Genomic DNA, 13,870 nt, shown 5'->3' on the forward strand with positions numbered 1-13,870 from the left:
CCTATTAAACCACACCCAGAACAAGCATTTTGTCAAAACAACAGGAGAGCAGGAACAAAAACTTCGATGGTTTTCACAGGAACCAAGGTTGTTTCTACAAAATCCCCCCAGCCATACCTCTTCACTTCCCAAAAATCCCCTTCATTCCCTAGCGAAATAAACAGAGTTATCTGATATTTTTATTTCTTGTTGACAGTTTTTTTACCATGGTGTAATATATTTTTTGTGACTTTGAGAGAACATTTTAACGACATGGCGGTGTAGCTCAGCTGGCTAGAGCGTACGGTTCATACCCGTGAGGTCGGGGGTTCGATCCCCTCCGCCGCTACCATTATTTTTCTCATACATATTGGCCCGTTGGTCAAGTGGTTAAGACACCGCCCTTTCACGGCGGTAACACGGGTTCGAATCCCGTACGGGTCATCAGAAGCATTCTTGTCCCAAAAAACCCGCCTTCTCTAGTAAGAGAAGGCGGGTTTTTTTATTTTCTTCAATAGAAGATGTTAAACCGATTCCATACATCTTCTAGTGTATCTAACTTCTCGTCAAAACCATCTCGTTTTTCTTTCGCTGTATGAATAATAAGCGCATTAATTACACTCAAAGGCGCAACAAAAGAATCGATAAAAGCGGGCATTTGACTGGAAGCCATCAAGGAAACATCGGTATGCTGGTGCAGTGGTGATAAAAGGTCATCTGTCAGCGCCACCGTGGATGCTCCCTTTTCTTTTGCATAAGCAAAGACATCAACGGTACTTCTCGTGTACCTTGAATAACTAATACCAATGACAAGATCCCCCTCTTGTAAGTCATGAAGAAGGTCTGCATCCTTTTCTATAGAATGGAGCATATCGACGTGATCCAGAATAAAATCCAAATAGTAATGAAGGAATATACCAAGCGAAGCGGCACTGCGATTAGCCACAATATATACTTTACGTGCTTTCAACAAGTGATCGATGGATTTTCTGAAATCTTTTACGTTGAGGTGATCCATTGTCGTTTGAATGTTTTTTATGTCCCCGCTCAACACTTGAATAATCCCCTGATCGTCATTCCCATAGACCTCTTCTGACATTTGTAATCTTTCTTTTGCCGTCAATTGCTGCTGAACAGAAGATTGAATATGCTCTTGAAATTCAGGGTAGCCTGAAAACCCTAAATATATCGCAAATCTTACAATCGTTGCATCACTAACACCTACACACTTCGCCAACTTCCCTACATTTAAAAAAGGGACTTCATTCGGGTTTTCAAGAATGTATTGTGCAATTTTCCGTTGGGATTTGCTCATCTTCGGTATTTTCTCATTGATTTTTTTATATACATTGTTCTCCATGTCAAACCTCTTTCTGCTACACTTTTAATAATGTAAGTGTAACATGTACCTTATAGATTCAACGGATTTCCCAGATTATCGCTGCTTCAGAACTGTTTTAATCGCCTGTTCATGTGCTCGAATCGTCCGGCTAATATCTTCCTCCGTATGGGCTGTGGAAAGAGAATAACGGTTCAACGGTTTTGTATAAACCCCATTTTTTAATAGTTCATAATCAATCGCCTTTCTGAGGCACAGATCCGCCTGTTCCATATCCCGGTAATTCTTTATAGAAGCTTTCGATAAAATGATGTTAAAAATGCTTCCCTTCCCTATGGTCTGCATCGGGATACCATATTGACCATACAATTCCTCAAGCCGATCTCTAAGCGCATGGGTTTTGGAGAAGAGTTCACCTATAACACCATCCCTTTCAAGAAGTTCGATAGTGGAAAGGCCCGCCGCTAACACCGTTGGATGTCCGTTATAAGTGCCACTATGGAAGACAGCCTCTCGTTTCTGGCTATCCTCTTCCCCAACAGTCATAATATCCCTTCCACCGTGAGGGGAGAGAAGGTTCATGATCTCCTTCTTTCCACCAATGGCTCCAACTGGAAATCCACCACCAAGTACTTTTCCAAGTGCCGTAATGTCAGGTTCAATTCCATAAACCTCCTGCGCACCTCCGAGGGAAAGGCGAAACCCCGTCTTCACTTCATCTAAAATAAGAACAATGCCAAGCTCTTCGGTCAGCGTACGGAGTTGTTTTATAAATTCCTTTTCCGCAGGTATGAACCCTCCTTGAACCGGCTCCATAATAATAGCTGATATATCTTCCTTACAGGTGCGCAATATCTTCTCAGTGGAAGGAAAATCATTAAAAGGTAGCATAATCGTATTTTTTTGATAATATTCTGGAAGTCCATGTGACTCTGGGACGGAATTCGGTTGTGCCGCATCCCCTGACTTTTCATGTTCAGGATTCACACTCAATAATACTTGATCATAACCCCCGTGGTAATGACCTTCAAACTTGGCAATTTTTGGTTTACCTGTGTATGCACGTGCTGTCCGAAGAGCAAGTAAAGTCGCCTCTAAACCAGAGTTCGTATATCGAACCATTTCAATTCCAGGATAAAGGGAAATCAATTTTTCAGCCATTACCATTTCCAATTCATGCGGGGTCCCAAAAATCGTAGTGCCCGAACTTTTCATTTGCTTCATCACAGCTTCGTACACCTCGGGGTGCCCATGGCCATGGATCAAAGCCCCATATGAAAGAAGGTAATCCATATATTCGTTGTGATCGATATCATAAAGCTTACTGCCTTCTGCTCTTCTCATAATGATAGGATGCGGTTCCATGTATTTGATATTGGCTGTAACCCCTCCAGGTATAAGCTCCCTCGCTTTGGTATATTGTTCCGCCGATCGCTTCGTTTGTTCTGCAAATGAATGAAAATCTTCACTACCCAAGTCTTATCCCTCCACCATTAAGTAATTTACATTTCAAATAAATAGTATCATGAAATAAATATTTCATGAAGGGGGTCCTCACCAAACACAACATTTGTTTTATTCTTGTAAAACCTTGAATAGCACTATAAAAAGATTAGGAGCACCCATTTACAAGACAAATGAAAAAGAGCAGATCCTTAATGGATCTGCTCTTTATATGAAGACGTGCATCTTTTACTCATTGTCCTAGACAGCAAGCTATCCTCTTTTAGCACCTCGACCTCCACGTTTGGATTCCGTGTGCTTTTTCAGTGATGCCAAACGATCTTCGCTATCCTTCATAAAACGGTTCATCTTTTGTTCGAATGATTCAGCCGGCTTACGAGGCTTTTGTGGGCGACGACCGTAATTCTCTTTTGCTTTCTTGATGGAAAGTCCAATCTTTCCATCGTCTCCGACATTAATGACTTTTACTTCCACCTGGTCTCCCTGGCTCAAGTGTTCATTAATATCTTTTACATAGTTGTCGGCAACTTCACTAATGTGAACCAGCCCCGTCTTACCATCTGGAAGCTCGACGAACGCTCCAAAATTAGTGATTCCCGTTACCTTACCCTGCAGCTTGCTGCCTACTTCAATTGACATAAAAAAAATGCTCCTCCTTAAATTTTCGATAAAAAAGTATCTTCCTATATATTATATATAAGCTTTGAAAAGAGTGTCAATAAGACGGGTCCTCATTAGGCATTTTAAAAATTATTTCTCCTTCTTTTGAGAAGAAATAATTCGTCCGTGCAATCTGAAGCACGTACTCTTCATCCTTAAGAAGCTCAATCTCCTGCTCTAAACCTTTTTCCTCTTGTTCCAAAGCGGTCATTTCTTGCTGTAGCTGTTGATACTTTTCTTCCTTCTCTGCATACAGCGACTGTTGTTTCATATGGTAAAACACCATGGAACCAGCAACGATCGACACTAACAGGGCAAACATGACGAGACGACGGACTAAGCGCTTTTTCTTTCGTTGGTGTCTGTCCATATAAGCATCGTAGTGCTTCATGTATGTAGAATCCAAGCGTGCGACAGACTCCGGTTGTCTCTTTGCCATGAAAGTAGGCCTCCTTTACTTCTTAATTCGTTTCATCCATTTGTTCATTGTATTCTTCATTTTATCCAGAAACCCTGCTAAATGCCTTAAGTAAATTTTCATGTTTTTCGGCAAAAGTCGCCAAATGATACGAAAAGCTAGCCGGATCGGATAAAATGCGACAAGAAACAATAGAATGATACCCTTTAAAAGTATCTTATAAACGCCAAGAAGTAAAGAAATAATAAGGAAAATGATTGTTTTCGCGGGAAGAAAAATTAAATAATACCCCGTTTTTTTAATAAAGCGTATGACCGATACAACGATTCGAATCCACATTTCAAGTGTTTTTAAGTAAAGATTCTGAAACAATGCACGATACGCCGCAAATCCGCAAACAATGGCAACAAAAACATAGACTCGTAATTCACCATAATTGGCGAGATACAACAAATAAAAAAGAAAAGCGGCTTGGATAAGCCAAAACCCTAATTGATAGATGACCTCAAGCCAACTCTTCTTTTTTCTTTTGTGAAAGAAACGCTCGAAGGTATCCATGGAAGCACCAACGAACACCCCTCCTCCGATCATGGAAAGGATAGTGATGAATTGGGTCGTCAGTGTCATTTGAATAACTTGCTAAACAAACCTTTAGCTTTCTCCCCTTGGTGCTCGTCCAAGTATGTCATTTCGTACATTTTCCCTTTAATCGATACAATCCCTGCATCCAAATCCAGGTTTTTCATTTGCAAATTCTGGCCCCGAACGACCAAGTAACCCATAGACGTCTGGAGGAGAAATTCTTCACTATCAAAACTATCCACCTCTTTGACACCAGAGATCTCTATATTCCTTCTATTCCATACCTTCACATTATGCTCTACCGGCTGCTGACTACGAATCCCCTGATTTTTTTCATAACCTTCCATCACACCAGCCCCCTTCTCTAGTACAAGCTATGAAAAAACCAAGACGATTAGAACTTAGAATGCGGAAGCGGCTTGGTCAGCACCAACAAGCATAAACAAAGTATCTTCTGTGCAGTGGCCACACAACTATTTACTATAACCAAAAACCACTGCCGTAAAACGGCAGTGGTTTAAATCAAGATTGGTTCACAGGCTCTTCCTTTTTTATTTCATAAAGTGATGCGGCCTCGTCTTTTGTCACATTTTCCTTTAATGACTTCACTTCAATCGTCAATACTTTCTGGCCAAATTGAATCGTCAGTTCATCGCCGACCGCTACATTACTGGCCGCTTTGCTTTGGGTACCATTGATACGAATGCGCCCTTGATCAGCTACCTCTTTCGCCAGTGTACGTCTTTTGATCAACCGGGATATCTTCAAGAACTTATCCAAACGCATATATTATTCCGCTCCTTTGTGTTTAACTTTCGCTCGTATCCACAGTTCTTCTAATGAATCCAGGTGGTATTCTTCCAAGGTCATCCCTTCTTCATTTGCTTCTTTTTCCATCGCAGAGAGACGGGTCCTGAACTTACGATTAGTACGCTGAAGGGCATTTTCACTACTTAGCTTGTAATGCCGTGCAAGATTGGCAATAGCAAATAACCAGTCCCCAAACTCTTTCTCCATCTCTTCTCGATTTCCATCTTCACGGGCTTCCTGAAATTCCTGCCATTCCTCTTCAACTTTTTCAATGATAGGATCAATCGTATCCCAATCAAATCCTACTTTTGCTGCTTTTTTTTGCAATTCTTCTGCTTGCAACAAAGCAGGAAAACTCTGCGGGACAGCATCAAGAATAGATTCGGATCTTTCTCCTTTTTCCTGCACTTTAATGGCCTCCCAATTCGTTACAACTTCATCCGAAGTATCTACTGTCACTTCGCCGAAAACGTGAGGGTGACGACGAATCATTTTATTTGTTATCGATACTATTACGTCATCGATGGTGAAAAAACCTTCATCTTCCCCAATTTGACTGTGGAGCATCACTTGCAACAACACATCCCCGAGTTCTTCCACCATATGATCGTCATCCATCCGATTGACGGCATCTATAAATTCATAGGCTTCTTCAATCATGTATTTTCTCAATGATTCATGTGTCTGCTTACGATCCCACGGGCAGCCTTCCGGACTTCGTAACATTTTAATCACTTCTCTGAGACGAAAGAATTGGTGATTCAAGGTATCTCTTTCCACTGGCGGGACATACACACTTGTCAAATTGTCCACTTTTACACTTCGGTCCAATTCCTCCAAAGGAACAGTCGTTATTCCTTCCCCTTTACTTCCAGCAGCTGTGACAATCGTGACAGGGTGGTCAGCAGGCAAATCCTCAAGCAGCGTCAATTTAACTTCTGATGCCACTAAAGCATCGTAAACCTGACAAAAGATGAGATGGTTTAAATACTGAAGCTGATCACGCTTTATATCAGTAGCGTCTACAAATTGAAACCCTTCGATCGGATCGATTTCCAACGCAGTGAACGTTGCATCAAGGAAGCTCTGGCCACCTTTCAAATCAAGATTGATTGCTCCCTTTTCCCTCTCCTCAATTAAGAGCTGAACCGTTCTTTCAGCAAGCATGGGGTGTCCTGGAACAACATAGATGATATCTTTCTCCCGAACCTGCTTGAGTAAGCGAGAGACAATCTCTTTATAGATGTCTTCAAACTGTTCATGGGATTCATAGGTCCCATCAAAACTCTCAAAAACGATTCCTTCTTTTTGTAATTCCTGAATGACGGGATGATTAAGCGTGCGTGCATAAATAGATGATTTTGTTTGCGTAAGTTCACGATACACCCCGATGGGAAGCTGTTCAAAGTCTGCAGCCCCAAGTCCGATTACTTTGATCGTGTTCATTGATTCATTCCTTTCGGCAAAAATTTCGCCAATACCTTATGAGAAGGTAAGGTTTGTATTTCTTCTTTTGTAAAACAGCCCAGTCTCAGCAACAGAACTAAGTAAGTCAAAGCACCGATTCCTGTAAGTGATAATGTGTAGATCAATAAGAGTAGCCTTCCATCTAAATCAAAAAACACGTAGATCGTAGTTTTCATCACCCATAAACTGATGACCATTCCCAAGAGAGAAAGTCCGACTCCTCTCCATGGAAGAGGCATCCACTTCTTCCATGGCACTTCATGTCTTAAGGTTACGATATTTCCCACTAAAACAAAAGCGACAGCTATCGTGGATGCCATTGCTGCACCATAGATATCAAAGATTGGGATGAGAATCATATTCCCGGCCCACTTCACAACAATTCCCCCGAGGATAATCATGGCGGTGTGCTTTATATAATTCAGGCCCTGTAATACGGAGGAAAGTGTAATGGATATGGAACTTCCGAGAATCACCAACATCAACACTCTCAACTCACCTGTCCCCTGGCCATTTTCAAAAAATGACTGATTAATAGCTGGAAAAAGAAAGATTAACCCTGCCGTTGCTCCCAGAGATATAAACACCGTAACCTTCACTGCACTTATGATGGATTTTATCACTTTTTCAGGGTGTCTATTCATCCTTGTGCGCGTGACAGAAGGAATCAACGCCAGAGCAAGAGAGGAGGCGAGAACTGTACCTAATTGGATGAGGGGTTGACCTCGATCGAATACCCCCTTCATAATGCGCGCATCATCCAAAGCTACTCCTGCTTTCAATAAAGAAGGAATCATCGTCAATGCGTCGACAAGCTGTAAGGACAATAGCAGCATATAATTTAAACAGATTAAAATCCCGTGAAGGAAAATTGTACGTTTGTAAGTCTTGTGATTCTGCCAGCGATGGAAGCTCCATATCGAATCTTTCCGGGCAATCCAATAAAACAAAATTACGAATGCAGCTAATGCACCTATAATTGACCCCAATGAGGCTCCTACTCCTATCGCATAGACCTCAGCTCCTTGCATGACAAAAACAGCTGTACAGATAATTACACCCACTCTAAAGATCTGTTCAATAATTTGAGAAACAGCGGTTGGAGTCATATCGTTTTTCCCTTGAAAAACTCCCCTTATTATTGAGACAAAGGGCACAAGTAAAAATGTAGAAAAAGCAGCCTTAAGCGAAGGAGTTAGTTGCTCATCCCCCATGAGGGAAGCGATCCAGGCAGACTGCGTATATCCGACAATAAAAATTAATCCTGAAGCTGCCATTAACCATCCAAAAACAGGGAGGAAGAAGGACGGAACAGACAATGATGATTGATCTTCGCCAATCTCAGATACGATTTTCGAAATAGCTGCAGGAAACCCATACAAGGCCAAAATTAAGGCGATTCCAAGAATCGGATACACTTGCTGGTAAACATAGAACCCCATATCCCCAGTCAAGTTCTGAAGTGGGACTCTGTAACCTGCACTAATGATCTTACTAATTACACCAGCTAACGTAAGAATGAATGCCCCTTTTAAAATAGAGCGTGAACGTAATTTGGTCATTTTGGACCCTTTCTAATTATATGTATTCAGAACATTCATTATATCATAGGAAAAGGTCAGATCCCTGAACCCGCTTGGACCTGACCTCCTCTACTACTCCATTTGTTTCGCTAAAAAACTAGCCGCTGTCTGTACAGCTTTGTTGACGCCTTCCTCTAATGGAGAGCCCTCCTTATTGAAGGCGACAACGCAGCCAATCGGATCGCCTTGAGCAATGATAGGATGAATAAGATAAGAAATGACATCTTCCTCTTGACCCCGGGTGAATTCCACAGGATCGGGGTGCTTTTCAAAAGACATCGTTCTTGAATCCATCACTTCCTCAACCTTGGAACCGATCGACCGATTCATATAATCTTTTTTCGCACTACCCGCCACCGCTATATACTCATCACGATCGCAGATCAACACAGGAACCTCTAAAGATTCACTGAGCGCCTCTGCGTATTCTTTTGCAAAATCACCCAACTCGCTGATAGGTGAGTATTTTTTAAGTATGACTTCACCTTCACGGTCTACAAAAATTTCTAAAGGATCCCCTTCTCGAATCCTCAAGGTACGGCGGATCTCTTTCGGGATAACAACACGTCCTAAATCATCAATACGGCGTACAATACCAGTTGCTTTCATTCTTTATGCTGCCTCCTTTTCTGTGATGACTGCCTATGAATTTCCTGTTGAAGCGCAATCAGAACAAGCGGGTGATTACAGATAGTATGATTCAGCAATAAAAACCTATACACCCTTGGTATGGATTTTTTCATAAAAAATGTCAACTTCAAAAGTATGCCGATCCGGGAGACACGACAAGTATACGACAAGACCCCACAGTGGTGCGGGATTATCCATAGAGTAAATCAAAAGGAGGTCAGCTGAAAACACAACGCCGGTTGCAACGTTAAAGATCCCACATTGTTTAAAAACCTATGATCCCGAGAAGCTAGACCAGCGAATGGACTCTATAAAAGTGGAGCAGCCTAGTCTCGAGTTCCAAAACACTTAAAAAACCTCATCCCTATTCAGGGATGAGGTAGATCTCAAGCTGTCGTTACCTCCCTCATCATTCCAGGCAGCTTTCCGATAAACTCCTCAACAAGCTTATATCGTTTGAACTCCGTTTTGCGGTCCCACGTGATTGTTACCTTCAATTGCGAATCTTCCGTTCCCAATTGAACCATTCGACCATATTTATTAGCGAATTCAAATAACTTTGAGCCATCGATCTTTTGACTTTGTTCAGCTTCCATCAACATTTCAATTTTCTTCTTCTTCTCCGTAACATTTTCAATACGCGCTTGTTTTGCCTGAAGGCGTATGGAAGAGACCCGGAATAAGTTTTCGACTTCTTCTGGATAATCCCCGAAGCGGTCCATCAATTCATCACGTAAATCATGGATATCTTCATTATTTTCAATAGCCTGAAACATTTTGTACATGTCAATTTTCTGCTTTTCATCTGCAATGTAATCATCTGGGATATACGCATCAAGCATCAAATCGAGTTCTGGCTGGAACGGTTGGATATTTTCGGTTTCCTTCCCTTGTCTTTTCGCTTCAATCGCATCTTTCAGCATTTGGGAGTACATATCGAAACCAACCGAGTCGATATATCCATGTTGCTGAGCACCCAAGAGATTACCCGCTCCACGAATAGATAAATCACGCATGGCAATCTTAAATCCAGAGCCAAGCTCGGTAAATTCCTTGATCGCCTGCAGTCTTTTTTCGGCGACTTCTGTTAACACTTTATCCTTCTGGTATGTGAAATAGGCATAGGCTACTCGGTTTGATCTCCCTACACGCCCTCGCAATTGGTATAACTGGCTTAAGCCCATACGATCAGCATCATAAACAATAAGCGTGTTGACATTAGGAATATCTACACCTGTTTCTATAATCGTCGTACTAACAAGCACATCAAATTCCCCTTCAAGGAAAGAGAACATGACATTTTCAAGCTCCGTTTCATTCATTTGACCATGAGCAAATGTGACGCGCGCCTCTGGAACCAGCTCGGCAATTTGCTGGGCCATCCGCTCAATATTCTCCACTCGATTGAACAGGAAAAATACTTGTCCATCGCGTGCCATCTCTCGCTCGACTGCTCCCCGGAGGAATATAGGGTTATATTCCAATACATATGTCTGGATAGGAAATCGATTGGCCGGCGGCGTTTCAATAACGGACAAGTCTCGTACCCCAAGCATAGACATATGCAAAGTCCTTGGAATTGGAGTCGCTGTCAATGTCAAAACATCAACATTGTTTTTCAATTGCTTAATTTTCTCCTTATGTTTCACACCAAAGCGTTGTTCTTCGTCTACAATAAGTAACCCAAGATCTTTAAACTGAACATCCTTGGAAAGAACCCTGTGCGTTCCTACCACGATATCAACTAATCCTTTCCTCAAACGCTCTGTCGTTTCTTTCTGTTGCTTTTTCGTGCGGAAACGACTCATAAGTCCAATATTAATTCCAAAGCCTTGCAGGCGTTCCTGCAGCGTTTCATAATGTTGTTGAGCGAGGATGGTGGTTGGGACAAGCAAGGCCACTTGCTTTCCATCGACAATAGCCTTAAAGGCTGCACGAATGGCTACTTCTGTTTTTCCATACCCTACATCTCCACACAAGAGACGATCCATTGGACGGACACGCTCCATATCAGATTTAATCTCTTCTATACAGCGGATCTGATCTTCGGTTTCTTCATATGGGAAGGCCGCTTCAAAATCTTTTTGCATTTCACCGTCTTCACTAAATGCGTACCCTTTGGAAGCTTCCCTTTCCGCGTAAAGCTGGATCAAATCATCAGCGATATCCTCTACAGAAGATTGCACACGGCTTTTGACTTTCTTCCACTCGCTGCCTCCAAGCTTATACACTTTCGGTTCTTTGCCTTCAGAGCCTACATATTTTTGAATAAGATCGATTTGGTCGATCGGTACGTACAATTTATCGTTGCCCGAATACTTAACCATCAGAAAGTCCTTATGGTTTCCACCCATTTTAAGTGTCTCAATCCCAAGGTACTTCCCAATCCCATGGCTGGCATGAACGATATAGTCCCCGACTTTCAACTCCTGGTAGTTCTTAATCCGTTCCGCATTCGACATTTTCTGTTTTCGCTTCGGTTTCGATGTCCGTTTCTTAAACAGCTCATTTTCCGTCATAACGGCAAGCTTATGCATCGGCCATTCAAAACCATGACTAATATTTCCGGTTATGATTGTCGGTTTGACTAACGGAAGCTGAATATCTTCTTCAGAAATGACCGCTTCTATATCATAATCTCGAAGCACACCTTCAATCTTAGACTTCCTGTTTTCGTCAGGAGCCAAAATGACCACAGAGTAATTTTGTTTCTCCCAGCGATCCATTTCATTTTTCAATAAATTCATTTGCCCATGAAACTGCTGCATCTGACGACTGGAAATGTTTACGATATTCTGAGGTTGGGTATTTGGGATATGTCTCATAAACACAGACAGATACAATCGAGGGTGCTCCATCCTCATCCAAGCATCCTGCCAGTCAAACGATATTTTCAATTCTCTAACCGTCTGGTTCGCCTCGAGCATACTGTTATGCCATTCTCCTTCTTCTTGATCGAGACGATTGGCTGTTTCCTGAATACGGCTCATTTCATCCAAAATGACAATCCCTGTCTCAGGCAAATAGTCTAATAGACTGACAGGTTCCTCATAGAAGTACCCAATGTACTTATAAATTTCCTGAAAATGTTCCCTTGCTTTCAAACGATCGAGGTCATGTTCCACCACTTGGGTGAGTGTCTCTTTCGCCTCTTGTTTGTTTAATTTTTTCAATGAATGACTAAGTGCATCTTCTAACCGATCATGAGCTCGCACAAAGTCTTCCTCTCTCAGTAACAATTCTGTTGCCGGTCCAATATGTACGGCATCCAGTTTGTCATGAGATCGTTGAGTTTCCGAATCAAATGTTCGGATCGAATCCACTTCTGTATCAAATAATTCAATTCGATAAGGGAAATCAGAAGTGAGTGGAAACACGTCCATGATCCCTCCACGAACGGAAAACTCTCCAGGAGTGGCCACCATTCCGGTTCGGTCGTATCCCATATGAACTAAGCGCTCCAAATAATCATCAAGATTGATTTCTTCACCAACACGAAAAGGGAGCTGATTTTGCTCCCAGTATGATTTCGGCGGCATCATTCGTTTCAATGCGGCCACAGGTGCAATCAGGATCCCTTTTTCCTGCGCCAGCCATTGATTCAATGCGTCAATTCGCTGGCTCCTTAGTTCGGGGCTCGCAACGGCAATTTCTGAGGCAATCAATTCATTCACAGGATACAGATGAACAAGATCGGCATCCGTTAATTCCTGCATGTCCTCATATAATTGTTGAGCTTGAATTAGTTGGTGAGTGACAATGATAACAGGCTTTTCCAACGATTCCTGTAATAATGATACTATCAAACTTCTCGAAGCCCCGGAAAGCCCAGCCACCATCTGTTCTTTCATGCCTGACCTGAAGCCTTCGACTACCGAATGGATATCATCCTTTGGAAATAGATAATCCTTAATACCTTGCATAACGAATTCCTCCACCATCCAGATTTCTGAACCATTCAGAAACCAAGATTTACTGTATAAAAAAGTCTAATTCATGGTAATGGGGATTGTCGTCTAATGACTCCTTACATGAGTCGCAAATGGTCCGTATGTCCATATCTCCGCCCGTTGTCATATGAACCATTTGTTCCTGGTCCTGATCATTTAATAAATCAAATCCCAGTTGAGACACATCCACATGTTCAGCATCTAATTCTCCGACCTGATTTTGACAATGACGGCAAAAGTAACGTATTTTCATTTCCATCCTCCTTGAAGGGTTGATGGTAGTTAGTTTTACCGTCCTATCCAACTGTTATACGGAGACTGACTGCTCCATCATTTCACGTTAAAATCATTCATTACTTCGTTAAAGGTCTGTCCCAACCATGCTTCACATGCTTTGACAGCAAAATCAACACTCTCAGTTACTGGTTCTTGTTCCTCTTTGTTAAAAGAACCCAGTACATGGTCAATCACTGTTTTTGAACCTTCCGGACGACCAACACCCACCCGGAGTCGTTTAAATTCTTTTGTACCTAGTTGGTCAATAATGTTCCGGATCCCATTGTGCCCGCCGTGGCCACCTTTTTTCCTTAAGCGTATTTTACCGGGAGGTAAGTCTAAATCGTCATAAACCACTAAAACATCGCCCACTTCAATGTCATAAAAGTCCATCAATGGACGCAGAGATTCCCCTGATAAATTCATATAGGTTTGTGGCTTTAACAGGACAACTTTATCTCCATTCAACCGCTCCATTGTAAACAAGCCATTAAACTTCTTTTGGCTTAATGACCAATGATTACGTGATGCTAACTCATCTATAACCCTAAATCCAATATTGTGGCGGGTGTCTTCATACTTTTTCCCTGGATTTCCAAGACCTACGATACACTTCATAAAAAACTTCCTTTGCTCTCTTTATACTATTGGTCCATTATATCAAAAGGCTGCGTTGAATCATGTCAAAATCCGTTTGATTTGAGCAAAATTT

The 13,870-nt window shown here is 41.9% G+C and carries 13 protein-coding genes and 2 tRNA genes; 2 read left to right on the forward strand and 13 right to left on the reverse strand.

The window, feature by feature from the left end; translation table 11 throughout:
• The first annotated feature begins 254 nt into the window (after positions 1 to 254).
• Together BLW54_RS19110 and BLW54_RS19115 are read left to right on the forward strand one after the other, a co-directional pair.
• Positions 255 to 331, forward strand: a tRNA-Met gene (locus BLW54_RS19110).
• Positions 332 to 351: 20 nt separating this feature from the next.
• A tRNA-Glu gene (locus BLW54_RS19115) sits at positions 352 to 423 on the forward strand.
• Positions 424 to 490: 67 nt separating this feature from the next.
• On the opposite strand, the gene BLW54_RS19120 is transcribed toward BLW54_RS19115, so the two are convergent.
• From BLW54_RS19120 to pth, 13 genes are all read right to left on the reverse strand, one after another.
• Positions 491 to 1,339 (reverse strand): MurR/RpiR family transcriptional regulator, encoded by an 849-nt coding sequence (locus BLW54_RS19120; protein WP_035511812.1) that lies wholly within the window; start codon positions 1,337 to 1,339, stop codon positions 491 to 493.
• Positions 1,340 to 1,414: 75 nt separating this feature from the next.
• Positions 1,415 to 2,794 carry an aspartate aminotransferase family protein gene (locus BLW54_RS19125; protein ID WP_074736308.1) on the reverse strand — a complete coding sequence of 460 codons (1,380 nt, stop codon included), beginning with the start codon at positions 2,792 to 2,794 and terminating at the stop codon, positions 1,415 to 1,417.
• 240 nt (positions 2,795 to 3,034) lie between these two features.
• Positions 3,035 to 3,421 (reverse strand): S1 domain-containing RNA-binding protein, encoded by a 387-nt coding sequence (locus BLW54_RS19130; protein ID WP_035511808.1) that lies wholly within the window; start codon positions 3,419 to 3,421, stop codon positions 3,035 to 3,037.
• 76 nt (positions 3,422 to 3,497) lie between these two features.
• The gene (locus BLW54_RS19135) at positions 3,498 to 3,881 is read right to left on the reverse strand and encodes an FtsB family cell division protein (protein ID WP_035511806.1); all 384 of its coding nucleotides are present in this window, start codon (positions 3,879 to 3,881) and stop codon (positions 3,498 to 3,500) included.
• Between the two features lie 15 nt (positions 3,882 to 3,896).
• Positions 3,897 to 4,487 (reverse strand): spore cortex biosynthesis protein YabQ, encoded by a 591-nt coding sequence (gene yabQ, locus BLW54_RS19140; RefSeq protein WP_035511804.1) that lies wholly within the window; start codon positions 4,485 to 4,487, stop codon positions 3,897 to 3,899.
• The gene (gene yabP / locus BLW54_RS19145; RefSeq protein ID WP_035511802.1) at positions 4,484 to 4,789 is read right to left on the reverse strand and encodes a sporulation protein YabP; all 306 of its coding nucleotides are present in this window, start codon (positions 4,787 to 4,789) and stop codon (positions 4,484 to 4,486) included. Before yabP ends, yabQ begins: the two co-directional genes overlap by 4 nt.
• A gap of 175 nt (positions 4,790 to 4,964) precedes the next feature.
• On the reverse strand, positions 4,965 to 5,228 hold the full coding sequence (locus BLW54_RS19150; RefSeq protein ID WP_035511800.1) for an RNA-binding S4 domain-containing protein: 264 nt from the start codon (positions 5,226 to 5,228) through the stop codon (positions 4,965 to 4,967).
• A gap of 3 nt (positions 5,229 to 5,231) precedes the next feature.
• A complete protein-coding gene (gene yabN, locus BLW54_RS19155) occupies positions 5,232 to 6,698 on the reverse strand; it encodes a bifunctional methyltransferase/pyrophosphohydrolase YabN (protein WP_074736310.1) in 1,467 nt (488 codons plus the stop codon).
• Entirely contained in the window at positions 6,695 to 8,281 is a 1,587-nt protein-coding gene (locus BLW54_RS19160) for a putative polysaccharide biosynthesis protein (protein ID WP_035511798.1), read from the reverse strand. The genes yabN and BLW54_RS19160 overlap by 4 nt, the downstream gene beginning before the upstream one ends.
• Before the next feature lie 93 nt (positions 8,282 to 8,374).
• On the reverse strand, positions 8,375 to 8,911 hold the full coding sequence (gene spoVT, locus BLW54_RS19165; RefSeq protein ID WP_035511796.1) for a stage V sporulation protein T: 537 nt from the start codon (positions 8,909 to 8,911) through the stop codon (positions 8,375 to 8,377).
• Positions 8,912 to 9,318: 407 nt separating this feature from the next.
• Positions 9,319 to 12,855 carry a transcription-repair coupling factor gene (gene mfd / locus BLW54_RS19170; protein ID WP_074736312.1) on the reverse strand — a complete coding sequence of 1,179 codons (3,537 nt, stop codon included), beginning with the start codon at positions 12,853 to 12,855 and terminating at the stop codon, positions 9,319 to 9,321.
• Between the two features lie 49 nt (positions 12,856 to 12,904).
• A complete protein-coding gene (gene fin / locus BLW54_RS19175) occupies positions 12,905 to 13,135 on the reverse strand; it encodes an anti-sigma-F factor Fin (protein ID WP_035511793.1) in 231 nt (76 codons plus the stop codon).
• A 77-nt stretch (positions 13,136 to 13,212) separates the two neighbouring features.
• Complete coding sequence (pth, locus tag BLW54_RS19180; RefSeq protein ID WP_035511791.1) at positions 13,213 to 13,776, reverse strand: aminoacyl-tRNA hydrolase; 564 nt, start codon at positions 13,774 to 13,776, stop codon at positions 13,213 to 13,215.
• Positions 13,777 to 13,870: the final 94 nt, after the last annotated feature.

The organism is Halobacillus karajensis, from assembly GCF_900108515.1.
Classification (GTDB): Bacteria; Bacillota; Bacilli; order Bacillales; family Halobacillaceae; genus Halobacillus; species Halobacillus karajensis.